The sequence below is a fragment of the Lysinibacillus sp. GW823-FHT06C08 genome (genome assembly GCF_058795135.1).
On record NZ_JBXAHN010000003.1, the window covers coordinates 59,653 to 81,548 of the forward strand.

Annotated in this window: 27 protein-coding genes and 1 other annotated feature; of the genes, 24 read left to right on the forward strand and 3 right to left on the reverse strand. The window is 39.1% G+C overall.

Annotated features, from left to right (window positions below; genetic code table 11):
• Positions 1–589: 589 nt before the first annotated feature.
• The 15 genes from AC1Q6O_RS10330 to AC1Q6O_RS10400 all read left to right on the forward strand — a co-directional run bounded on the left by AC1Q6O_RS10330 (position 590) and on the right by AC1Q6O_RS10400 (position 11,048).
• A complete protein-coding gene (locus tag AC1Q6O_RS10330) occupies positions 590–1,609 on the forward strand; it encodes a rod shape-determining protein (RefSeq protein ID WP_008180696.1) in 1,020 nt (339 codons plus the stop codon).
• A 13-nt stretch (positions 1,610–1,622) separates the two neighbouring features.
• Positions 1,623–2,537, forward strand: coding sequence for a rod shape-determining protein MreC (gene mreC / locus AC1Q6O_RS10335; RefSeq protein WP_008180698.1), 915 nt, complete (start codon positions 1,623–1,625; stop codon positions 2,535–2,537).
• Positions 2,537–3,061 (forward strand): rod shape-determining protein MreD, encoded by a 525-nt coding sequence (mreD, locus tag AC1Q6O_RS10340; RefSeq protein ID WP_004226656.1) that lies wholly within the window; start codon positions 2,537–2,539, stop codon positions 3,059–3,061. The genes mreC and mreD overlap by 1 nt, the downstream gene beginning before the upstream one ends.
• Positions 3,062–3,088: 27 nt before the next feature.
• Positions 3,089–3,757 carry a septum site-determining protein MinC gene (gene minC, locus AC1Q6O_RS10345; protein ID WP_008180702.1) on the forward strand — a complete coding sequence of 223 codons (669 nt, stop codon included), beginning with the start codon at positions 3,089–3,091 and terminating at the stop codon, positions 3,755–3,757.
• A gap of 1 nt (position 3,758) precedes the next feature.
• Positions 3,759–4,556, forward strand: a complete 798-nt coding sequence (minD, locus tag AC1Q6O_RS10350) for a septum site-determining protein MinD (protein ID WP_008180704.1) — start codon at positions 3,759–3,761, stop codon at positions 4,554–4,556.
• A 91-nt stretch (positions 4,557–4,647) separates the two neighbouring features.
• The gene (locus tag AC1Q6O_RS10355; RefSeq protein ID WP_008180705.1) at positions 4,648–5,202 is read left to right on the forward strand and encodes a M23 family metallopeptidase; all 555 of its coding nucleotides are present in this window, start codon (positions 4,648–4,650) and stop codon (positions 5,200–5,202) included.
• A complete protein-coding gene (locus AC1Q6O_RS10360) occupies positions 5,192–5,803 on the forward strand; it encodes a zinc metalloprotease (RefSeq protein WP_239355003.1) in 612 nt (203 codons plus the stop codon). The genes AC1Q6O_RS10355 and AC1Q6O_RS10360 overlap by 11 nt, the downstream gene beginning before the upstream one ends.
• A 45-nt stretch (positions 5,804–5,848) precedes the next feature.
• Positions 5,849–5,929, forward strand: a sequence feature (ribosomal protein L21 leader region).
• Positions 5,930–5,943: 14 nt separating this feature from the next.
• The gene (gene rplU, locus AC1Q6O_RS10365; protein WP_025114620.1) at positions 5,944–6,252 is read left to right on the forward strand and encodes a 50S ribosomal protein L21; all 309 of its coding nucleotides are present in this window, start codon (positions 5,944–5,946) and stop codon (positions 6,250–6,252) included.
• A gap of 16 nt (positions 6,253–6,268) precedes the next feature.
• Positions 6,269–6,625 (forward strand): ribosomal-processing cysteine protease Prp, encoded by a 357-nt coding sequence (locus AC1Q6O_RS10370; RefSeq protein ID WP_089986689.1) that lies wholly within the window; start codon positions 6,269–6,271, stop codon positions 6,623–6,625.
• Positions 6,622–6,921: a 50S ribosomal protein L27 gene (gene rpmA / locus AC1Q6O_RS10375; protein ID WP_004226673.1), complete on the forward strand. Its 300-nt coding sequence runs from the start codon at positions 6,622–6,624 to the stop codon at positions 6,919–6,921. Before AC1Q6O_RS10370 ends, rpmA begins: the two co-directional genes overlap by 4 nt.
• A gap of 349 nt (positions 6,922–7,270) precedes the next feature.
• Positions 7,271–7,798 carry a Spo0B domain-containing protein gene (locus AC1Q6O_RS10380; RefSeq protein WP_089986688.1) on the forward strand — a complete coding sequence of 176 codons (528 nt, stop codon included), beginning with the start codon at positions 7,271–7,273 and terminating at the stop codon, positions 7,796–7,798.
• Positions 7,799–7,803: 5 nt separating this feature from the next.
• On the forward strand, positions 7,804–9,093 hold the full coding sequence (obgE, locus tag AC1Q6O_RS10385; protein WP_036119237.1) for a GTPase ObgE: 1,290 nt from the start codon (positions 7,804–7,806) through the stop codon (positions 9,091–9,093).
• Between the two features lie 24 nt (positions 9,094–9,117).
• A complete protein-coding gene (locus tag AC1Q6O_RS10390; RefSeq protein ID WP_004226679.1) occupies positions 9,118–9,573 on the forward strand; it encodes an ACT domain-containing protein in 456 nt (151 codons plus the stop codon).
• Between the two features lie 182 nt (positions 9,574–9,755).
• Positions 9,756–10,634 (forward strand): prephenate dehydratase, encoded by an 879-nt coding sequence (gene pheA, locus AC1Q6O_RS10395; RefSeq protein WP_089986687.1) that lies wholly within the window; start codon positions 9,756–9,758, stop codon positions 10,632–10,634.
• Positions 10,635–10,655: 21 nt separating this feature from the next.
• On the forward strand, positions 10,656–11,048 hold the full coding sequence (locus tag AC1Q6O_RS10400) for a thiol-disulfide oxidoreductase DCC family protein (RefSeq protein WP_008181193.1): 393 nt from the start codon (positions 10,656–10,658) through the stop codon (positions 11,046–11,048).
• 74 nt (positions 11,049–11,122) lie between these two features.
• On the opposite strand, the gene AC1Q6O_RS10405 is transcribed toward AC1Q6O_RS10400, so the two are convergent.
• Positions 11,123–11,656, reverse strand: coding sequence for a transcription repressor NadR (locus AC1Q6O_RS10405; protein ID WP_089986686.1), 534 nt, complete (start codon positions 11,654–11,656; stop codon positions 11,123–11,125).
• Between the two features lie 141 nt (positions 11,657–11,797).
• On the opposite strand from AC1Q6O_RS10405, the gene AC1Q6O_RS10410 reads away from it, so the two are divergent.
• From AC1Q6O_RS10410 to yajC, 7 genes are all read left to right on the forward strand, one after another.
• Positions 11,798–12,808 carry a LysM peptidoglycan-binding domain-containing protein gene (locus AC1Q6O_RS10410; RefSeq protein WP_492401128.1) on the forward strand — a complete coding sequence of 337 codons (1,011 nt, stop codon included), beginning with the start codon at positions 11,798–11,800 and terminating at the stop codon, positions 12,806–12,808.
• Between the two features lie 34 nt (positions 12,809–12,842).
• On the forward strand, positions 12,843–13,676 hold the full coding sequence (locus AC1Q6O_RS10415; protein WP_083796527.1) for a phosphotransferase: 834 nt from the start codon (positions 12,843–12,845) through the stop codon (positions 13,674–13,676).
• A gap of 111 nt (positions 13,677–13,787) precedes the next feature.
• Complete coding sequence (gene ruvA, locus AC1Q6O_RS10420) at positions 13,788–14,408, forward strand: Holliday junction branch migration protein RuvA (protein WP_008181187.1); 621 nt, start codon at positions 13,788–13,790, stop codon at positions 14,406–14,408.
• Between the two features lie 18 nt (positions 14,409–14,426).
• The gene (ruvB, locus tag AC1Q6O_RS10425; RefSeq protein WP_008181185.1) at positions 14,427–15,431 is read left to right on the forward strand and encodes a Holliday junction branch migration DNA helicase RuvB; all 1,005 of its coding nucleotides are present in this window, start codon (positions 14,427–14,429) and stop codon (positions 15,429–15,431) included.
• A gap of 17 nt (positions 15,432–15,448) precedes the next feature.
• Entirely contained in the window at positions 15,449–16,489 is a 1,041-nt protein-coding gene (gene queA / locus AC1Q6O_RS10430; RefSeq protein ID WP_008181183.1) for a tRNA preQ1(34) S-adenosylmethionine ribosyltransferase-isomerase QueA, read from the forward strand.
• 56 nt (positions 16,490–16,545) lie between these two features.
• Positions 16,546–17,691 (forward strand): tRNA guanosine(34) transglycosylase Tgt, encoded by a 1,146-nt coding sequence (gene tgt, locus AC1Q6O_RS10435; RefSeq protein WP_008181181.1) that lies wholly within the window; start codon positions 16,546–16,548, stop codon positions 17,689–17,691.
• Positions 17,692–17,953: 262 nt separating this feature from the next.
• The gene (gene yajC / locus AC1Q6O_RS10440; RefSeq protein ID WP_008181179.1) at positions 17,954–18,217 is read left to right on the forward strand and encodes a preprotein translocase subunit YajC; all 264 of its coding nucleotides are present in this window, start codon (positions 17,954–17,956) and stop codon (positions 18,215–18,217) included.
• Positions 18,218–18,311: 94 nt separating this feature from the next.
• On the opposite strand, the gene AC1Q6O_RS10445 is transcribed toward yajC, so the two are convergent.
• Positions 18,312–19,151 carry a polysaccharide deacetylase family protein gene (locus AC1Q6O_RS10445; protein WP_492401131.1) on the reverse strand — a complete coding sequence of 280 codons (840 nt, stop codon included), beginning with the start codon at positions 19,149–19,151 and terminating at the stop codon, positions 18,312–18,314.
• 168 nt (positions 19,152–19,319) lie between these two features.
• On the opposite strand from AC1Q6O_RS10445, the gene AC1Q6O_RS10450 reads away from it, so the two are divergent.
• Positions 19,320–19,955, forward strand: a complete 636-nt coding sequence (locus tag AC1Q6O_RS10450; protein ID WP_043990784.1) for a DUF421 domain-containing protein — start codon at positions 19,320–19,322, stop codon at positions 19,953–19,955.
• On the opposite strand, the gene AC1Q6O_RS10455 is transcribed toward AC1Q6O_RS10450, so the two are convergent.
• On the reverse strand, positions 19,952–21,469 hold the full coding sequence (locus tag AC1Q6O_RS10455) for a putative polysaccharide biosynthesis protein (protein WP_090002900.1): 1,518 nt from the start codon (positions 21,467–21,469) through the stop codon (positions 19,952–19,954). The two genes, AC1Q6O_RS10450 and AC1Q6O_RS10455, sit on opposite strands and share 4 nt — an antisense overlap.
• 93 nt (positions 21,470–21,562) lie before the next feature.
• Here AC1Q6O_RS10455 and AC1Q6O_RS10460 point away from each other — a divergent pair, with 93 nt between their 5' ends.
• Complete coding sequence (locus AC1Q6O_RS10460; RefSeq protein WP_008181166.1) at positions 21,563–21,871, forward strand: post-transcriptional regulator; 309 nt, start codon at positions 21,563–21,565, stop codon at positions 21,869–21,871.
• Positions 21,872–21,896: the final 25 nt, after the last annotated feature.

A 21,896-nucleotide genomic window follows, 5' to 3' on the forward strand; every position in this document is an offset into this window, starting at 1 on the left:
GCAAGAAATTTGCAGAGTTTTTTTATCTTGAGCAGATGTCTTAGAGAAGCATTACGAACAAACTCGAAATATTTTAGCGCTATGACATTAGTGGCATATTCCTAAAATTTTTGTATTTTTTTGTGGTTTAATGGCGAACCTTTTTCGATTCAAATCGTTAATGTATTCTAGAAACTGATATTATCTTCACAAAAATTGGTAGCCTGATACACATTGTCTTATGTGAATAAAAATTATATGCTAATCTATACGTACTATTTTTAGTTTAAGAGGGAATTAAAATAGTATCTTTTCTGTGAGATAAAGTATGTGACACTACAAATTCTTGCGCTTTTCCGTTATAATGAACGGTATGAATTTTATCTTGATTCAGGAAAGACTCCCATCGAAATTGGTGGTGAGCTAAATAAGTGTGTATTTTTTTCAAGGTGTGAAACACTAACTGATGAAGATAAAAACTTTGACGGAGTGCTATGGGTTTTGAGGAGGAGTCAATTGTATTTTTATACAATTCAATTTCCTGTACATGACTGTCAAAGATAATGGATGTCAACGAAAGTATGGCTTAAATAGAAAGGGAGTACACAATTTGTTTGGACTAGGAAGCAAAGATGTCGGGATTGACCTCGGCACAGCGAATACATTAGTGTTTATTAAAGGAAAGGGAATCGTTTTACGCGAACCTTCAGTAGTAGCAAAAAATACGAAAACAGGAGATATCGTTGCCGTTGGTAATGATGCTAAAAATATGATTGGTCGTACACCTGGCTCAATCGTAGCAATTCGCCCAATGAAAGATGGCGTTATCGCTGATTTCGATATTACAACAGCAATGATTCAGTACTATTTAAGAGAAGCCTCTAAAAATTCTGGCGGCAATTGGAAAAAACCGAATGTTATGATTTGCGTGCCTTATGGTATTACTTCAGTGGAACAACGTGCGGTTATTGATGCTGCTCGACAAGCGGGCGCAAAAGAGGCTTTCACAATCGAAGAGCCATTTGCAGCGGCGATCGGATCAAATTTACCAGTTTGGGATCCAACAGGGTCAATGGTAGTTGACATCGGTGGTGGTACAACAGAAGTAGCTGTTATTTCTCTAGGCGGTATTGTAACAAGTGAGTCCGTACGTGTTGGTGGGGATGCTATGGATCAATCTATCATTTCATATATCCGTAAAACGTATAATTTAACAATCGGTGAACGTACTGCAGAAGCAGTAAAAATGGAAATTGGTACGGCATTAGCTGAAGGACCAGAAGAAAAGATGGAAATTAGAGGTCGTGACCTTCTAACAGGTTTACCAAAAACAATTGAAATCTCTTCACAAGAAATTTCTGAGTCATTACGCGAAGCAGTTTCATCAATTATTGATGGCGTTCGAAAAACATTAGAACAGACACCTCCCGAATTATCTGCGGACGTTATGGAGCGCGGTATCGTATTAACTGGCGGTGGCGCACTATTAACGAACTTAGATAAAGTGATTAGTAAAGAAACAAATATGCCAGTATTTATCGCAGAAGATCCTTTAGACTGTGTTGCAATTGGTACGGGTAAAGCTTTAGATCATATGGACTTAATTCGTCAACAACAGGTTAAAGGGTAAGGAGGTTTAGGCAATGCCACATTTTTTTTTCAATAAGAAAGTAATTTTGCTGCTCGTAGGCATGGTTTTTCTTGTGGCATTGATTAGCTTCTCATTACGTGATCGGACGAATGCTACTTTACCAGAGCAAATTATTAAAGATACTGTCGGCGTCGCACAATCGCTTGTTGCGAAGCCGGCGAATTATGTTAATGGTATTTTTAATAGTATTGACTCCCTCTTAAACACGTACGAAGAAAATAAACGTTTAAAAGCACGCCTAGAAGATTTTGCAGTTGTACAAGCTGAGGCTACGGATTTAAAATCAGAGAATGCAAAGCTTCGTGAGCTTTTGGATAAAGCTGAAAGCTTAAAGGCATATAATCCTATTCAAGCAACAGTGATTGCTAGAAATCCTGACCAATGGGAAGAGAAAATCATTTTAGACAAAGGATCTTCTCATGGAGTTCAAAAAAACATGGCAGTTATGACGGCGAAGGGGCTAGTTGGGAAAATTACACTAGTTACGCCTTTCACTTCTGAGGTAGAGCTTTTAAATACAAATAATCCTAACTATCGTGTTTCTGCAATGGTGTTAGGTGAAAAAGAAGCATACGGTTTAATCGAGGGCTTTGATGAAGAACGTAATGAACTCATTATGAAGCGAATCGATTCTAGTTTGAAGGTTAAAGAAGGCGAGCAGGTAGTTTCTTCAGGACTCGGAGGTATTTTCCCTAAAGGTGTCCCTATCGGAGAAATTACAGAGGTTAGTACAGATGATCATGGCTTAACAAAAATGGCGTATGTCAGACCATCTGCTGATTTTTCGATTTTAGAGCATGTTGTTATTGCCAAACGTACATCTACAGTCATTGATGGTTCAGATGGCAGCTCAACGAACGAAGATTTAACAAACCCGCAAGATACGAATGAAGAGGAGGCGGAATGATGGTTCGTTTTCTCATTCCTTCTGTGGCGGTTTTACTATTCTTACTAGAACCAGAGTTTGCGATGCTTTCTCCAATTGAAATTAAGGGAGAAGTGTATTTTCTAGTACCGCGTTTTTTAATCTTATATCTCATTTTTATCTCCATCTATTACAGCCGTCAACGCGCGGTAATGTATGGACTTTTTTTTGGTGTCTTGTATGATGTGTTTTACATTGATATTATTGGATTATATTCAGTTCTATATCCACTTATATGTTTTTTAGCAGGGTCTATCGTGAAAGTTATACATCAGCACTTAGTCGTAACAACAACTATTTCAGTTGTGTTAGTAGCCATTTTAGAATTTATACTCTATCAATTTTTCTTCTTGATCGATTTCACAGCAATACCTTTAGCGGATTTCTTACGTTCACGACTATTGCCAACAATCATTGCAAATGCTTTATTTTTAATGATTCTTGGTTGGGCCTTCAAGTATCTAATTAATGCGCGTGTCTTACAGAGAGCACGTGAGGTTTCTTAACAAAGAACAACGTGAGGTGAGGCATTCATGAAAAAACAATTAGTTAATATGAAGGGAACGAAGGACGGATTTGTACTGCGTCTTGACGACCAATGTGCTTATAGCGATTTGGTAGAAGAATTAAAGAAAAAAGTGTTAGAAGGCGGTATCGATGGTAAAGTAGATGTACAATTATACTTAGGCTATCGATACTGTACTGATGAACAGATCGATGAACTTATTCATATTGTGCAGGAAACAGAGCAACTCATTGTAGCGAATGTACAAAGCGAAGTACTGACTGTCCATGAAAGCAACCAGAAAATGATTGAAAGTCAACAGGATACATATTTAGGTGTGGTCAGATCAGGGCAGATTCTACGTTCATCAGGGGACATTATCATTGTAGGAAATGTCAATCCAAACGGTCGGGTTGAGGCTGGTGGTAATGTGTATGTCTTAGGTAAACTAAAAGGGATAGTACATGCTGGTGTGCAGGGCAATAAAGAGGCTATCATTGCCGCCTCTCGATTTGAGGCTACACATATTATGATTGCTGATCAGGTGGAAGCAATGTCAGATGAGCATGTGAAAGAAATCGATCAAGCAGAAATGACTTGTGCATTTATTGGTTACGATGGACGCATTACGTACGATCAAATTCACGCCTTAAAAAATATTCGACCATTGTTAAATGTGTCTAAGGGAGGAAGCTAGTGTGGGAGAAGCGATCGTCATAACTTCGGGTAAAGGTGGTGTCGGAAAAACAACGACATCGGCTAACCTTGGGACTGCATTGGCTCTACAAGGTAAAAAAGTATGTTTAGTTGATACAGATATTGGCCTGCGTAATTTAGATGTTATTTTGGGCCTAGAAAATCGTATTATTTATGATCTAGTCGATGTAGTGGAAGGGCGCTGTAAAATACATCAGGCATTGATTAAAGATAAGCGCGTGGATGATAAACTATTTTTATTACCTGCTGCTCAAACGACAGATAAAAATGCTGTTACCCCTGAGCAAATGAAGAGCTTAATAGAGGAATTAAAAAGAGACTATGATTATGTATTAATAGATTGTCCTGCAGGTATTGAACAAGGCTATAGAAATGCCGTTGCAGGTGCAGATCATGCGATTGTTGTCACAACACCTGAAATTTCTGCTGTTCGAGATGCAGATCGAATTATTGGTTTATTAGAACAGGAAGACATAACTGCTCCGAAGCTCATCATCAACCGTATTCGACAACATATGATGAAGAGCGGCGACACTTTGGATGTGAATGAAATTACAACTCATTTGTCTATTGATCTATTAGGAATTATTGTTGATAGTGAAGGTGTTATTTCATCCTCCAATAAAGGAGAACCAATCGTTATGGACCCTTCTAATAAAGCATCTTTGGGCTATCGAAATATTGCTCGTCGTATTTTGGGTGAGTCGGTTCCATTAATGGCTATTCAAGATGAGCAAAGAGGTATGTTTTCAAAACTTAAATCATTATTTTCAAGATAATTTAAAACCTTTTCGTGCATTTGTGCGAGAAGGCTTTTTTGTGCATGTTTGGACATGCAATCACATATAGTGTGGAAAAAAGGATGAGGGCTTGTTTAAAAAATGGAAATGGTTTTTCACAATACTACTTGTGGCAGCAACTATGCTTGTAATTCGTTTAGAAGATCAGGGTGTAGTTGATACGCCTGTTCGAAAGATGGTCACAACTTCGGCAGATTTAACGTACTTAAGTGAGCTGGGGCAAAGTTGGTTTGATAAAGAAAATGAGACCATTACAGTTTCTAGTGATGTGGGGCAAGCAGACCTTTTAACTTTTGCTAATGCCCAGGTTTTTAAAGAGGGATATTTATTGCAGTATGATGTTGGCTTACCAGTTTATGCTGGACAGAACGGTTTAGTCGTGTTCACGGGCCATACAAAATATACTGGTAAGACCATGACCATTAGTTATGATGATGGTACAACTGTCTCTTATGGCATGCTAGATAGTTTAGCGCAGCTACCTTATACATCCATACAGGCAAATGATTTGATTGGTATGAAAGAAGCTGGGCAACTTTATCTTTCCATTGAAAAGGGAGATGCTCATTACGATTTAGAGCAAATTGTACAATGGTTGGAAACGATGGAGACCCATGAAGATTAAATTACATCTTCTCTGTATTCCTCTCGTATTTGTCATGATTTTTAGTGGACAACTTGCTTATTACGCTATTATTTTTTTCTCGCTAATGTGGCATGAAGCAGGTCACTTATTAGCAGCCCTACTGTGCGGCGTAAGAGTGAAATCATGTGTTATTGCACCTTACGGGGGGGAAATTCAATTTGAAAATCCAGCGGTTGTGCAAGCAACGTCACTCCTGTGGATTGCATTAGGAGGACCAATCGCTACTATTTTAGGGATTGGCCTCACTTTTTTTATGCCCGAACTAATCGCAGGTAAGCTAATAAGCGTTCAACTTGTGCTATTATTTGTGAATATGATCCCTATCCTACCATTAGATGGTGGCAGGATATTGTTAGCGTGGTTATTTTTATATAATCCAAAAGCTCGAGTGGTGGAATTGTATTATTGGCTGTCGTTCATGGTTGCTACGACGTTATTTCTGATAACTTTAAATTTCTTACCCCAATCTATTTTTTTAGCAATCATTTGTTTATTCATTTGGCTTCAAGTTTTAAAAGAATGGCGTTATCGAAAATATCGTATAGCTTTTGAAAAATATGTTATGAATAGATTGACTTAAATAAAGCCATGTGGTAATATTTTAATGTTATTGTTTGTAGCACCCGTGCTACTACAACCGCTCTGAGAAGGTATAAGTATCTTGCTATAAGATCACCTTTATAAACAGGCGAGTCTGAGTCTAAGAGGAGGTGCAGTAAAATGTACGCAATTATTGAAACTGGTGGTAAACAAATCAAAGTAGAAGCTGGTCAAGAAATCTACATTGAAAAATTAGGCGTAGAAGCTGACGAGGTTGTAACTTTTGATAAAGTTTTATTCGTAGGTGGCGAAAACGTTAAAGTTGGTGCTCCATTCGTAGATGGTGCTACTGTAACAGCGAAAGTTGTTAAAGAAGGCCGTGCGAAAAAAATCGTTGTTTTCAAATTGAAAGCTAAAAAGAACTACCGTCGTAAACAAGGTCACCGTCAACCTTACACAAAATTAGTTGTTGAAGCAATCAACGCTTAATAGTGAGGTGTAGCGAATGATACAAGTTACGATTCATCACGATGAAAATAGACATGTGTCAGCATTCGAATTTTCAGGACATGCTGGGTACGATGAATCTGGGAAAGATTTAGTATGTGCAGGGGCATCTACCATTGCCATTGGTACGGTAAATGCTATTTATGCATTACTACAAATCCAGCCAGAAGTCGAACAAGCTGCTGAAGGTGGAGGCTATCTTAAGGTAGATCTACCATCAGATATAGAGCCTGAAGTAGATGCAAAACTACAGTTAATTGTTCAAGTAATGACTGCCCAAGTGTATTCTATGGTGCAGAATTACGGACAATACATCCAAATCAACTACAACCAAGTAGGAGGTGGAACTCGATGAAATTATTATTAGCATTAGACCTTCAACTTTTCGCATCGAAAAAGGGTGTAGGTTCTACTAAAAACGGACGTGACTCTGAGTCTAAACGACTTGGTGCAAAACGTGCTGATGGCCAATTCGTAACTGGTGGTTCAATTCTTTACCGTCAACGCGGTACAAAAATTTACCCAGGTACAAACGTAGGTCGTGGTGGTGACGATACACTATTTGCTAAAGTGGACGGCGTTGTTAAATTCGAACGTTTAGGTCGCGATCGCAAACAAGTATCTGTATACCCAGCACCACAAGAAGCTTAATCTTTTAAAAGATATCATAAAGCGGAGGACTGCATTTATTGCAGTCCTTTTTTTGGCTAAATTTCAGCCACTTTCAACAGATGGCTTTTAATCAAACATGTAGCAACAGCAGGTACGTGATGAAATATAGGCGGTTTTCATTTGTTTAGTAGCGTCAAAAGCCACTGAAATAAAGAAATTCTGACTATGGTCGCCATGTCCTGTAGCAACGACTAACCAACTTCTCGTTGGCCCAAAATAGAGCGATTTCAGACGCAATTATGCCTGGGCATAATTGAATAAAGAATTAAGGGAAAAATACAGCAAAACTTGTTATACTAGTAAAGATAACTTTATTGGAGTGAATGGGATGAACAATCAATCACTAACCATTAGTGAAGTATTACGTTTTGCAAATCATGATTTTGTGAATCAATTGCAATTGATTCGCATGAATTTAGATTTAGGTAGAGTTGATGAATCAAAGGAACTTATTCAGCATTTTTCAGAACAGTTAAGAGTGTTTTCTATCCTCAATCGACTACAATTACCACAAACAATCGAATGGCTCCAAACAGCAGGATGGCGTTTCCCTTCCTTAGCTTGGAAAATAAACGGCGACATAAAAAAGCCCGTGACCAATAAGATTGATCAGGAAATTGTAGATTACTTAAACAAAACAGTTATGCATGTTTATGATACATTAGATCCATTTACAGAGCAGATCCTCACGCTTGATGTACGTGTTGACGATCATACATTTGCCGTGACATTCACGCTAAATGGGCTATGGAGTGCTGATGCATTCACCGAAAAAGGTTTGAAACAATTCGACATTCAAACAATTGAGCAGACAAATACACGCTGGCAATATGTCTTGAGTGCAAATAGGGAGTGAACTAAATGTTTGTCGATCACGTAAAGATTTATGTTAAAGGTGGCGACGGCGGAGATGGCATGGTTGCCTTTCGTCGAGAAAAATATGTACCGAACGGTGGTCCAGCTGGTGGAGATGGTGGACATGGCGGTAATGTCGTATTTGAAGTAGAGGAAGGCTTACGTACGTTAATGGATTTCCGCTATAAACGCCATTTTAAAGCACCGCGTGGCGAGCATGGTATGAGTAAAGGCATGCACGGTAAAAATGCGGAAGATTTAATTGTTAAAGTTCCACCAGGTACAGTGGTTATGAATGAAGAAACAAATGCCGTTATTGCTGACTTAGTCGAGCATGGGCAAAGAGCCGTGATTGCGAAAGCAGGACGTGGTGGACGTGGGAATTCTCGCTTTGCTACACCTGCCAACCCAGCGCCAGAACTTTCTGAAAAAGGTGAGCCAGGACAAGAATTAAATGTTATATTAGAGTTAAAAGTTTTAGCAGATGTAGGGTTAGTTGGTTTCCCAAGTGTTGGCAAATCAACACTTTTATCGGTTGTTTCTGCTGCTAAGCCAAAAATTGGTGCTTATCATTTCACGACAATTGTACCGAATTTAGGCATGATTGAAACGGATGATCACCGAAGCTTTGCAATGGCAGATTTACCAGGGCTAATTGAAGGAGCTCATGAAGGGGTAGGATTAGGCCACCAATTTTTACGACATATTGAACGTACACGCGTTATCGTCCATGTGATTGATATGTCAGGAATGGAAGGTCGCGATCCTTATGAAGATTATTTAACAATTAATGATGAGCTAAAACAATATAATCTTCGTTTAACAGAGCGTCCACAAATTATTGTGGCCAATAAAATGGATATGCCTGATGCAGAGGAAAACTTAACAGCATTCCGCCAAAAGGTAGGAGAAGACGTTCAAATTTTCCCAATTTCTGCTGTTTCACGTCAAGGGTTAAAAGAGCTGTTGTTTGCTATTGCGGATCTATTAGAAGTAACGCCTGAATTCCCACTGTATGATGAAGTAGAGGAACAATCAGACGCAACGGTTATGTACAAGCATGAGGCAAAAGGTGAAGATTTCGAAATCACTCGTGACGATGACGGTACATTTATTATTAGTGGCTATGCTATTGAGCGCTTATTTAAAATGACGGACTTTAGCCGAGAAGATGGTATACGTCGTTTTGCTCGTCAATTGCGTGCAATGGGTGTGGACGAGGCTCTACGTGAACGTGGAGCACAGGATGGCGATACAGTTCGCCTACAAGAGTTTGAATTTGAATTTGTCGATTAAGACATGAGTTTTAGGGGGAAGCGTATGAAGAATGTTGCGAATCAGCGATATTATTTAGTTCGTGAGGATGTTTTAACGGATGCAATGCAAAAAACTTTGGAGGCGAAACACTTATTATCAAGTGGTTCAGTATCTTCCATATGGGATGCGGTAAAGCAGGTGGATTTATCGCGAAGTGCGTTTTACAAATATCGTGATGCGGTTTTTCCTTTTCATTCAATCGTGCAGGAACGCATTTTAACAGTCTTTTTACAGCTTCAAGATAGAAAAGGAACACTTGCTAAGCTTCTAGAAACTGTGACAATTACACATTGTAACGTATTGACGATTCATCAAACAATCCCTATTCAGGGGCGTGCCAATGTTACATTATCACTAGATGTAACAAGTATGACATGTGATCTTGATGACCTAATTCAGCAATTAAAACGGTTAGATTTTGTTGAGTCAGCGGAAGTCATTAGTTCTGGTGCTTTATAATCATAGTAAGGTGTTCGATCCTTTAATTTTTGACAAAAATGACAATTATCGTGTTTAATAATCCATATGCTCTTGAAGCACTGGAGTAATAATACGATACCAAAGCTCAAATAAGGAGCTGTCCCTCAGTGATACATCAATCGCTAGGGACTGCTCCTTATTCCATAAAGGAGGTTTTTGCAATGACAAAGCAACAATGGGAAAATCGAATCGCATATTTAGGACCGGAAGCATCATTTACATACTTAGCAACAAAGGCTACTTTTCCAAATGAGTGGCTTGTACCTTGTGCAACGATTCCTGAATGTATTGAGGCAGTAGCAGAGGGAAAGGTAGATTTAGCCGTTGTACCATTAGAAAATGCCTTAGAAGGTTCAGTTACGCTTACACTTGATTACTTATTCCATGAAGCATCACTATATGTAACAGGTGAATTATTACTGAAAATACAGCAGCATTTAATGGTCAATAAAGCGCAAATGGATAATTGGCAGTCTATCGAAGGGGTCTATTCCCATCCACATGCTCTAGCGCAATGCCATAAATATTTATTTTATCGTTTCAGTCATGTGCCCCTTCAACAAACAACTTCAACAGCAGCTGCCGCTAAATATGTATCCGAAAACCCAGAGCAATGTATAGCAGCGGTTGGAAATGCAGCTGCCGCAGAAAAATATGGCCTTGAAATAGTAGAGTCCGATATCCATGATTTCCATTTTAACCATACTCGTTTCTTTGTTCTGTCTAAGAAAAATCAACGTTTGCCACAAGAATTATCCGAGGGGCAAGCGAAAACAACTTTAATGATTACATTGCCAACTGACCGTTCAGGGGCATTACATCAAGTGCTTTCTGTCTTTGCATGGCGTCAACTGAATTTAAGTAAAATCGAATCGCGTCCATTAAAGACAGGACTAGGTGATTATTTCTTCATGATAGATGTGCTAGCGGATGAAAAAGTACCAATGATGCGCGGTGCAATGGAAGAACTTGCTGCACTAGGTTGCAAAGTAAAGTCATTAGGTACATACTTTACGTATCTTACATCTGACGAAGCATAATAGCTCTAAGGGGGAAATATAATGCGTGGGATCATTTTATTTGATGGTATCTGTAACTTTTGTGATAGCACCGTTCAATTTATTATCAAACATGATCAAGCAGGTTATTTTCAATTTGCGTCATTACAAAGTGATGTCGGTCAAGCATTACTCCGACAGTTTAATATATCCGAAAAAATAGATAGTGTGATCCTCATTGAAGATGGGAAAGTATATGTTGAGTCGACGGCAGCTTTAAAAATAGCCAAAAATTTGGAGAAGGTTTGGCCTTGCTATTATCTGTTCATTCTGGTACCCCCAATTATTCGCAATTTGTTATATAGACGGTTTGCGAAGCACCGCTATCGTTTATTTGGCACCAAAAAGGAATGCCTTTTACCTACCCCCTCACAAAGACAACGATTTCTCTCCTAATAGATTGGGGGAGTGGAACGAGTCATCATCGAATGAAATAATAAAGCACAGTATGAGAAAATACTGTGCTTTTTTTATTGGTCTGTCACCAAATAGCCCTTTTTGTGTAAGGCTTGTTCAATTAATGTTAATACTTCCACAGAGGGGGCTGTAATGACATGAAGATGAATGCCTCCTGTTAGTGCAGATAAATAATTAGCCTGAGTGGCATTAACTCGTTCAATAAATTGTTTTACCTCATGACGGTTTGACACCATGATAGAGGCCGTTAGTTCGCCATAAATAGGATGTTCAACCATAACATTTTTGACGGTTCCCCCACAATCTACAATCGTCATTAGCTCATCTTCTGTTTGCTCAGATGTGTGTATGCATGGTAATGTGCGTTCAACAGTTTGCTGTAATTGCTCCTGATGCATATAAAGATAACCCTGACTTGTAGCGATAATAGGTTCGTTTCTCGCCTTCAATAAAGTCATATCATTGACAATAACTTGCCTAGAAACATTGGCGAATTTAGCTAAGTCTGTCCCTGTTATAGGTGCTTTACTTTTTTGTAATTGCGCTAATAGCTGCAGTCGGCGTTCCTCGCCTAACATTTTTTTCATAAGAGATCACCTCTGCCCGTAATAATGGAAACAGTATTCCCTATAGGTTAGTGTACCATGAAGCATTTCTAACTTGTTGAAATTTTTGTATCCAAATGGAACATTGAACATATGATACGTAGAGAGGAAGGGAGGAAAAAATTGCGTATTCATATTGTTCAAAAGGGAGACACATTGTGGAAGATTGCGAAAGAGTACGGCATTTCGTTTGAAGATTTGAAGCGGCTCAATGTCCATCTTGCCAACCCAGATTATATTGTCCCGGGCATGGAAATTATTTTGCCTGAAAAAATAAACAAAGAGCCACATAGAGAGTCACATAAAGAAATGCCAAAAAAGGAATCACAAATGCATAAGGAGACACCTAAGGAAGTTCCGAAAAAAGAGGTACAGAGGCCAATGCCTCCACCACCACCAATTGTACCGCCAGCTCCAATGCCAATGCCAGAGCCACAAATGATTCCAATACCTATACCAATGCCTATGCCAATGCAGATGCCACAACAACCGATGTGGGTTCCACAGCCTGTAGAAATGAATTGGCACCAACAATTAGTCATGCCACAAATAGAGCAAACAGTCACACCACCACCACCAGTACAAATACAACCAGCGCCACCGCCACCACCACCACCACCTGTAGCGAAGCCAATGCCACATCCAATGCCACAGCCAGCACCACCGCCAATGCATATCATGCCACATATGCCTGCTGTACCACATTGCTCAAGCTGCCATCAACCAATTTATCATCATCAAATGTGGTGGCCAATGCCAATGCAGCCACAGGCCGAGCAGTATATGATGCCGCAGCAGCCGATGTCCTTTGAGATGCCAGAAAATAAAGTGGGCGGGATGGAAGACTTCTTGGAGTCCACATCACCATTTTTCCACACGCCTAATCAACAAATGCAGCCACAATTTAATATGATGCCTGAAATGAGCATGGGCAAATCATGTGGCTGTGATGCACAACCTTGTGGCTGTCAATCACAACCGATGCCGATGCCAATGCCTGCATGGCAAATGGATCCATGTCATTGTCCACCACCACCATGCCCAACGCATTGTCCACCGCCGTGCCCGTCATCAGTAGGACCTTGGATGTCACCGCATTATTTCCCAGGCGGGATGACGCCTTATCGATGGTGAAAAAGCGTATATTGTCGAAGAGGTAAAATCAAATATTTGGAAATATAGATATCGATCGAATACTTATTTTGTCAAACGAGCAAAACAACTAGAGATTGCAGAGAAGGTAAGAACAATTCATCGCCAGCTAGGTCGAATTGAACCTAACCTTATCCTACCATTAGTCCGGAGTGATGATGAGCAGCTCATAGTGCAAGAATGGCAAGAAGGAAGCCATGGTGCCAATTTTGCTCATAAAAAGGATCGGAAGGAATCTCTTCAACTACTAATAGCTTTACATGACACATATAAAAAAATCGCTTGGCAACGCTTGCCTGGCTTGCATACCTATTCACAACTTTTAAAATGGCAAATGCGTCATATGCGTTTTAAAAGCAGAAGAAATGAGTTTCGGGCTTTCTTAACGAAAGAAGAAATCGACCAAATTTTGCATTATAGTGATAAATCGCTGCAGTTAATTGCCCTAGAGGATGTAGCTGAAAAAGAAATTACACTATTGCACGGGGATGTTGTACATCATAATTTTTTATGGTGCACGGACGGACAATTGCGTTTAATTGATTTTGATTTGGCGCATCTTGGAGAAGCCGATGACGAATATATTTTATGGTTGCATCGGGTACTACCTGCAGTCGATTATGATTTAGCTAAAGTCTTTGCGGAGTTACCAGAGCTGAAACGACTTGATAAAAGAAAGCTTCATCGTTTAAAATATCCGAATGAACTGTTGCGAGAATGGCTTTTTGCTGTGGATTTGCCACTTGATCAGCAACTAGTATTTTTAGATTATTTAGTACCATTTACTAAACGAGCCCTCACCTATTGGCCAAAACTGTGGTACGATATTGATAGATTTGTGAAGAAATGACCGTCATTTGGCGGTCATTTTTGTCTTGAACAGCGTTTTGGATACTACTTTCTGTCGAGCATTCGTTCGCTATATGCTATAATCGAAGACGATGATTGTGAGGGAATATAGATGTATGATTATTTAAAAGGACTAATTACTCGTATTACACCAGAATATATTGTGCTAGAACAACAGGGGATTGGCTGGCAATTGAATACACCCAATCCGTTTGCATTTCGAACATCAGCGCTTGAACAACAAATTTATGTTCATTTACATGTACGAGAGGACGCACAAATGCTTTACGGTTTCCCGAATCTAGATCAACGTGAGCTGTTTCGTAAGTTAATTTTAGTATCTGGAATAGGTCCAAAGGGGGCACTAGCTATTTTAGCGACTGGCAACCCACAGCAGGTTATCAGTGCGATTGAACGGGAAGATGAAGCGTTTTTAGTGAAGTTCCCTGGAGTAGGTAAAAAAACCGCACGTCAGATGATATTAGATTTAAAAGGGAAGCTAGGCTCTTTATTAGAGACAATTGAACTGCCGAGTACAGAAGATGAACTGCCATTGTTTGGCGTTAATGCTTATAAACACGAATTAGAAGAAGCGATACTTGCTTTAATGGCACTTGGTTATTCTGAAAAGGAGCTCGAAAAAATTCGCCCGCAGCTTGAGGATAACGACAAGCTTGAAACGACAGATGCCTTTATGAAACAAGCGTTACAACTATTATTAAAATTAAAATAAGGAAAGGAGGGAAGAGGCATGTCTGAACGTATGATGGCTAGTGAGGCAAGTGGCTATGATGAACAGTTTGAATTATCTTTACGCCCACAAAGGTTAGCCCAATACATAGGGCAGCATAAAGTAAAGGAAAATTTACAAATTTTCATTGAGGCAGCAAAACTTCGGCAGGAAAGTTTAGATCATGTGTTGTTATATGGACCACCAGGGCTTGGTAAAACGACATTGGCTGCTGTTATAGCAAATGAGATGAGTGTCAATGTGCGCATGACAAGTGGTCCTGCAATTGAACGTCCAGGAGATTTAGCTGCGATTTTAAGCTCACTAGAGCCTGGCGATGTTTTATTTATTGATGAGATTCATCGACTACCTCGTGCTATTGAAGAAGTGTTATATCCAGCAATGGAGGACTTCTGTTTAGATATTGTGGTGGGAAAAGGTCCTGAAGCACGTTCTGTACGACTTGACTTACCTCCCTTTACCCTTGTAGGTGCTACCACAAGAGCTGGCGCCTTATCAGCCCCTCTGAGAGATCGCTTTGGTGTATTATTACGCTTAGAGTACTATGATGATATTTCTCTTGCTGAAATTGTTGCTCGCAGTGCCCATTTATTTGAGGTAGAAATTGAGCAAATAGCAGCAATGGAGATGGCGAGACGTTCTCGTGGTACACCTCGAATTGCCAATCGCCTATTGAAACGAGTACGTGATTATGCACAGGTGCTTGGAGATGGTATGATAACGGAGGGTCTTGCAAAGCAAGCTTTAGAGCTGTTACAAGTGGATCCAAGAGGGCTTGATCATATTGACCATAAACTTGTCACGAACATGATTGAGCGCTTTCGAGGAGGTCCTGTAGGCTTAGATACGCTTGCGGCATCAATTGGTGAGGAACGGGTGACGATAGAAGATGTATATGAACCCTATCTCATGCAAATTGGGCTTATTCAACGCACACCACGAGGAAGAGTGGCGACACATTTAGCCTACGAACATTTTGGATATGAGTATCCCCAACAAACATAAAGAAGGAAGTTTTTTTCATGCGTGTAGAAGATTTTGATTTTGAATTACCAGAGGAGCTTATTGCCCAAACACCATTAGTAGATCGTACAGCTAGTCGATTAATGGTTGTGACACCTGGCTCAATTGAAGTTGAGCATCACCATTTTGCACATGTCTTAGATGAGCTACGTGCGGGAGATTGTCTTGTGTTAAATGATACAAGGGTCTTACCGGCTCGCTTAATGGGTGTAAAAGAGGAGACAGGCGCCCATATTGAGGTATTATTACTGAAGCAATTGGCAGGTTCAGACGAGTGGGAAACCCTTGTAAAACCAGCAAAACGCGTAAAAGTAGGGACAGTTATCACATTTGGAGATGGGTTGCTGACAGCTACTTGTACAGGTGAGCTTGACCATGGTGGACGAACATTTGAATTTCATTACGATGGAATCTTTTATGAAATATTAGAGCAGCTTGGTGAAATGCCATTACCGCCTTATATTCGAGAAAAATTAGAAGACAAAGATCGCTATCAAACGGTCTATGCGAAAGAACGTGGCTCAGCTGCTGCTCCAACGGCGGGTCTACATTTTACAGAAGAATTATTAGAACAAGTAAAGGCAAAAGGGGTAGAGGTTGTCTTTATTACTCTTCATGTCGGACTTGGTACATTCCGTCCTGTTAGTGTGGATTCCATTGAAAACCATGAAATGCATGCCGAATTTTATAGTGTGACGGACGAAGCGGCAGACACGATTAATCGTGTAAAGCGTAATGGCGGTAAGGTAATAGCTGTTGGGACAACCTCCACACGTACATTAGAGACAATTGGCTCTAAATATGGTGGTGAGGTACGACCAGAGCAAGGTTGGACATCTATTTTCATCTATCCAGGCTATACGTTTTCTGTGGTGGATGGTTTAATTACAAACTTCCATTTGCCAAAGTCAACACTTGTTATGCTAGTGAGTACGCTAGCCACTAGAGAAACTATTTTAAGTGCCTATCAGCAAGCTGTAGAAGAAAAATATCGCTTCTTTAGTTTTGGTGATGCTATGTTTATTCGACCAAAAGAATAAAAAAGAAATAATCGGAGTACTGTTTTTACTTCAGATCAGAGAGGGTTTTTATTTTTATGACACAACCAGCAATTCGCTATGAATTACTTCATACATGTAAACAAACAGGAGCACGTCTTGGTATCGTGCATACACCACATGGCTCTTTTGAAACGCCAGCATTTATGCCAGTTGGGACACAAGCAACGGTTAAAACAATGTCTCCTGAGGAATTAAAAGAAATGAATGCCGGTATTATCTTATCTAACACGTATCATTTATGGCTTCGTCCAGGCAATGATATCGTCAAGGAAGCAGGCGGACTGCATAAATTTATGAACTGGGATCGACCAATTTTAACAGATTCAGGCGGTTTCCAAGTATTCTCGCTAAGTCAGTTCCGTAAAATTGAAGAGGAAGGCGTTCATTTCCGTAATCATCTTAATGGGGATAAATTATTCCTAAGTCCAGAAAAAGCGATGGAAATTCAAAATGACTTAGGCTCGGATATCATGATGGCCTTCGATGAATGTCCACCGTATCCTGCAACACATGAATATATGCTGCAATCAGTAGATCGTACAACACGTTGGGCAAAAAGATGCAAAGAAGCTCATAATCGTCCGGAAGAACAAGGGTTATTCGGAATTATTCAAGGCGGTGAGTACGAGGATCTACGCCGTCGTTCTGCAGAAGCATTAGTCGAGTTAGATTTCCCAGGCTACGCTATAGGCGGATTATCTGTTGGAGAACCGAAAGATATTATGAACCGTGTTCTTGAGTTCACAACACCGTTAATGCCAGCAAATAAACCTCGATATTTAATGGGAGTGGGTTCACCAGATTCATTAATCGATGGTGCCATTCGTGGTGTTGATATGTTTGACTGTGTTCTGCCAACACGTATTGCGCGTAATGGTACACTGATGACATCAGAAGGTCGTTTAGTCGTTAAGAATGCAAAATATGCTCGTGATTTTGGGCCAATTGATCCGAACTGTGATTGCTATACATGTAAAAACTATTCACGTGCTTATATTCGTCACTTGATTCGCACAGAAGAGACATTCGGTATTCGTTTAACGTCTTATCATAATTTACATTTCCTATTAAAGCTAATGGAACAAGTACGTGAGGCAATTCGACAAGATCGTCTTGGTGATTTCCGAGAAGAGTTTTTCGAGAAATATGGCTTTAATGGACCAGATGCGAAAAACTTTTAACCAATTACTTTTGTAAGGATAATAAAGTGGACGAGTTTTTCATAAAAAAGGGCATTAGAAATCCTCTAATGTCCTAAATGAATAGCCATAGTATGGCAATATCATTCAAAACTTTGTAAAAAGTGAATATTTCTAGCAAAATATTGTCAATCATAGAAAAAATATTAGTAAATGAGAAAATTTTTGGGCTTGTCCATCGCTTTTTAATGGTGGAATAGTCTATACTAAAAAAGTGAGATTTGGAAAGGGGGCAAGAAGTATTATGGATCAATTATTAGGCTTAGCACCAATATTATTAATGTTCGTTGCTATGTGGTTTATCTTAATCCGTCCAGCTAAAAAAAGACAGCAGGAAACACAAAATATGCAAGGTAGTTTGCAACGTGGAGATAAAGTCATTACAATCGGTGGCATGCATGGTGTCATTGATGCAATTGAGGACACTTCAGTAACATTAAAGATCGCTGATAATGTACGTGTGAAATTTGACCGACAAGCAATCGGCCGAGTTGAGAAGGACATGTAATCATTAAAAGGAAAAAGGCTTACAATAGGCAATAGCTATATTGTAAGCCTTTTCTTATGATGTTGAAGCAGAATGGATAACTTCCTACTGCTTCTTATTTCAGTGTATTTATTTTATGAATTAAGTCGGCACCTGAATCATTGCCATTTACAATGATTCTACTCAGTGCAAATAATCCATCACCCTTTTTAACATATTTATTTTGAATGACAAAGCCCATTTTAAAACCAGCCTCCTGTGCTAATTTAATGGTGGCGGCAGATTGAATACCATATGGATAGCTAATGGCGATGGGCTCATAGCCTAATTTTTCTTTAAATATGTTTCTGGAGTGAATAAAATCATCTTTGACCCTTGCTTCGTACTGCTCTTGACTTTCTAATTGTCCATTCAAATAGCTTGGACCGTAAATGGCCCCATTTTGTCTGCCATATTTTGAAGGTAATTTATAATGCGAGTCCCAAGTATGGCTTTGGATCGTTATATAATCTTGCATTTCTTTTAATTGTTCCCAATTCATTTTAGCAATTTCATGTGGATAGGCAATACCCTTACTTGTATCGACTATTCGGCTTGCAATAACAAAGATTTCTGCATGTAGGTCATATTTTTTCAAAATCGGATAAGCCATTTCGTAATTGCTGAGATAGCCATCATCAAAAGTAATCAATACAGGCTTTTCAGGTAATTTGATTTGGCTTGTTAAGTAATCGTGTAATTCTTTGACCGAAATCGCATGATACCCTTCTTCCTTAAGTGCTCTCATCTGTTTATCAAAATTAGTGGGTGAAATAACCGTATTATTGTTTATATTGTCCGCTAAATGGTGGTACATAAGAACGGGTATAGTCTGTTCTTCGTATCCATAAGTAAGGAATGGATACGTGAACAGAACGATATAAACAACAACGAAAGCAATAATTTTCCTAATCATTTTCTCACCTTATTTGCTGTTTATAGTTTAAAGTATGTCGTTCTTTATATTTTGTACGAACAACTAAAGACTATTCCTTGAATAAAATCATTTTTCAGCAATATGACACCATCATTCTGTATAAAAAACAAAAATAAGGTCACCTTGATAGTATGGGGGTGTATGCTAATGGAAGAATATTTCCATATTATTTTTAGAACCTGTTTTTTATATGTGTTTATTATCATCGTCTTTCGATTGATGGGTAAACGAGAAGTGGGTGAGCTATCTGTCATCGATTTAGTTGTATTTGTTTTAATTGCAGAAGTGGCTGCCTTTGCATTAGATGATTATAAAAATCCTCTTTTTAATGCTATTCTACCCATTATTATTTTGCTTTGTATACAAATATTAAGTGCTTATTTATCGTTGAAATTCAAGGGAATCCGCGACCTAGTTGACGGTGATCCAGCATTACTAGTAAAAGACGGTGTGATTTTAGAGAGTGAAATGCGGAAACACCGTTATAATTTAGATGATTTATGTCAGCAATTACGAGAAAGTGGTATCGCCTCTGTCTCCGATGTTGCATTTGCCTATTTAGAACCTTCGGGCAATCTTTCCGTTTACAAAAAAGATGAAAAACCATTTGTTTATCCATTGATTATTGACGGAGATATTCAAGAAAGACATTTATTAACGATGCATAAAGATGTGGAATGGTTGAAGAATGAACTAGCTAAAAATAATATTACAGATAGTGAGACAGTGTTTTTTTGTATTTGGGAAGACGAGCGACTGTATATCCAATTAAAAGAAAGCTAAACTTTCTTTGCTAATTTACGGATATAGCGGAAATCCGTTATACGTAATTGATTGGTAAATAATAAACTCGTAAATAGTAAAAATAATGTGACACAGCTATTTAAAATAAATGGTAGTGATAGTAATGGCATAAGGAAGTACTGGGCGATACAAACGGCAATAAAGCAACTATAAGGTACGACAAACATTCTAAAGCCTGCTCGTAAGTTTTTCCGTTGTCTAACAGTTGCTATATGCAAGAAAGACGTCATTAAAACGCCAAAGCCAATAGCTACCACAGCCCCTTTTTCTTGAATACCGGGCTGAGAGGCAAGTACAAACATAACAAATAATTTTCCTAGGCCACCATAGATAGAGTTCATCATCGCAGCCCGAGCTTCTCCAATTGCCTGAAGGATGGAGTGTAAAGGGCTTTGAATATAATAGAAATAAAAAATGGGGGCTAAAATTTTTACGTAACCACGATTTTCTTCTAAATGGAAAAGCTTCATAGCCAATTCATCACCATGTACAAAGAAATATGTAGCGGCAAAACAGCCCACTAAAGAAGATAATCGTAAGGAAACCGAAATCCGCTCCTGTAGCAAAGAAGTGTGCTGACGAGCGACGGCATCACTGACCGCTGGAATAAGAACAATCGATAAAGCTGTTGACACAAACGCAGGAAATAGCAGTAATGGCACTAACACACCTGAGATGACACCGTATAGAATGGTAGCTGCAGATGCCGTTAATCCTGCCACTGTTAAAGCTTTCAAAAAGATGATTGGTTCTAAAAACCAAGTGAAAGAACCAAAAAGCTTACTGCCTGCGGAAGGTAGTGCTATACGGAGCATTGGCGATGAAGGATACCCTTCGATTTTTGTTTTGCGCGGAATTAGTTTATTTTTTGAAATTATATAGTGCAGCCATAAATAGAGGAATGCTACTACCTCTGCAGCAAGCGTAATACCCATTGCAGCAGCTGCCGTCACAGCAGCATTATTATAGTTAGCCACATATGGAAGCATTAGTGTAATAAAGCTAATACGCACCACTTGTTCAATCATTTGTGACCAGGCGGTCGGTGTAATTTTAGCGATTCCCTGTAAATAAGCGCGTAATAAACCAGATCCTACTGATACTGGTACTGCAAAGAGTGCAATCCATAAGGTGAAAGTTGTATGTTCATTATGTAAGAGTGTCGTAGAAATATATGGTATAGTAAGTGCAACGAGTGGCATAAAAACGATCATGCCAATAAATGACCAAAGAATAGCAGTACGCATGACGCCAAATATGCTTTCGCGTTTATTTTTTGCTAGTAATTCTGCCACAATTTTAGCTACAGCAATAGGTAGTCCAAGTTGAATGAGTGAGATGAAGAAAATAAAAGCTGGATAGACGGTCATATAAATGCCGACTGCCTCTTCACCAGCAATTCGCATAAATTGCATTCTATAAAAGAAGCCAAAAAGTTTAGATAAAAAAATGACAAACATTAAAAATAAAGTACCCCGTACAAAAGAACTCATGCCATCCGTCCCTTCTCAAGCCGCAAAAATTCATTTACACTATTTGTATGCAAGCATGTCTTACGTTACGACTTTGATTGGAGATGATTCAAAATGAGTATGCAATATGAGCAACTATTTGAAAAAATTCGTCCTGCAATTGATAGTAAGATAGCAGAGTTCAAGTATTTTCATTATGATGCTATAACGGCAGAAGAGCTTTGGCGGTACTGTGTTGAAAAAAAATGGCGGAAAAAGAAAGTAGATCAACTACGCTTATATGAGGTGATTGCGACCATATTCTCGGTATCACCATCTGATATCGTCTCATTTAATCAAGTAGAGTTTTTACAAAGTGATAATTGGTTTGAAGAACTGAATACAGAAGAATTACAATTACTGCTTGGTCCAGTCAGAACATAAATGACGATGTGTCAAATTTTGCAAG

Bases quoted from the DNA above. Each gene is read 5' to 3' on its own strand.
- mreC (WP_008180698.1), top strand. From the start codon at position 1,623: ATGCCACATTTTTTTTTCAATAAGAAAGTAATTTTGCTGCTCGTAGGC.
- mreD (WP_004226656.1), top strand. From the start codon at position 2,537: ATGGTTCGTTTTCTCATTCCTTCTGTGGCGGTTTTACTATTCTTACTA.
- minC (WP_008180702.1), top strand. From the start codon at position 3,089: ATGAAAAAACAATTAGTTAATATGAAGGGAACGAAGGACGGATTTGTA.
- AC1Q6O_RS10360 (WP_239355003.1), top strand. From the start codon at position 5,192: ATGAAGATTAAATTACATCTTCTCTGTATTCCTCTCGTATTTGTCATG.
- rplU (WP_025114620.1), top strand. From the start codon at position 5,944: ATGTACGCAATTATTGAAACTGGTGGTAAACAAATCAAAGTAGAAGCT.
- AC1Q6O_RS10370 (WP_089986689.1), top strand. From the start codon at position 6,269: ATGATACAAGTTACGATTCATCACGATGAAAATAGACATGTGTCAGCA.
- rpmA (WP_004226673.1), top strand. From the start codon at position 6,622: ATGAAATTATTATTAGCATTAGACCTTCAACTTTTCGCATCGAAAAAG.
- AC1Q6O_RS10380 (WP_089986688.1), top strand. From the start codon at position 7,271: ATGAACAATCAATCACTAACCATTAGTGAAGTATTACGTTTTGCAAAT.
- obgE (WP_036119237.1), top strand. From the start codon at position 7,804: ATGTTTGTCGATCACGTAAAGATTTATGTTAAAGGTGGCGACGGCGGA.
- AC1Q6O_RS10390 (WP_004226679.1), top strand. From the start codon at position 9,118: ATGAAGAATGTTGCGAATCAGCGATATTATTTAGTTCGTGAGGATGTT.
- pheA (WP_089986687.1), top strand. From the start codon at position 9,756: ATGACAAAGCAACAATGGGAAAATCGAATCGCATATTTAGGACCGGAA.
- AC1Q6O_RS10400 (WP_008181193.1), top strand. From the start codon at position 10,656: ATGCGTGGGATCATTTTATTTGATGGTATCTGTAACTTTTGTGATAGC.
- AC1Q6O_RS10405 (WP_089986686.1), bottom strand. From the start codon at position 11,656: ATGAAAAAAATGTTAGGCGAGGAACGCCGACTGCAGCTATTAGCGCAA.
- ruvA (WP_008181187.1), top strand. From the start codon at position 13,788: ATGTATGATTATTTAAAAGGACTAATTACTCGTATTACACCAGAATAT.
- ruvB (WP_008181185.1), top strand. From the start codon at position 14,427: ATGTCTGAACGTATGATGGCTAGTGAGGCAAGTGGCTATGATGAACAG.
- queA (WP_008181183.1), top strand. From the start codon at position 15,449: ATGCGTGTAGAAGATTTTGATTTTGAATTACCAGAGGAGCTTATTGCC.
- tgt (WP_008181181.1), top strand. From the start codon at position 16,546: ATGACACAACCAGCAATTCGCTATGAATTACTTCATACATGTAAACAA.
- yajC (WP_008181179.1), top strand. From the start codon at position 17,954: ATGGATCAATTATTAGGCTTAGCACCAATATTATTAATGTTCGTTGCT.
- AC1Q6O_RS10445 (WP_492401131.1), bottom strand. From the start codon at position 19,151: ATGATTAGGAAAATTATTGCTTTCGTTGTTGTTTATATCGTTCTGTTC.
- AC1Q6O_RS10450 (WP_043990784.1), top strand. From the start codon at position 19,320: ATGGAAGAATATTTCCATATTATTTTTAGAACCTGTTTTTTATATGTG.
- AC1Q6O_RS10455 (WP_090002900.1), bottom strand. From the start codon at position 21,469: ATGAGTTCTTTTGTACGGGGTACTTTATTTTTAATGTTTGTCATTTTT.
- AC1Q6O_RS10460 (WP_008181166.1), top strand. From the start codon at position 21,563: ATGAGTATGCAATATGAGCAACTATTTGAAAAAATTCGTCCTGCAATT.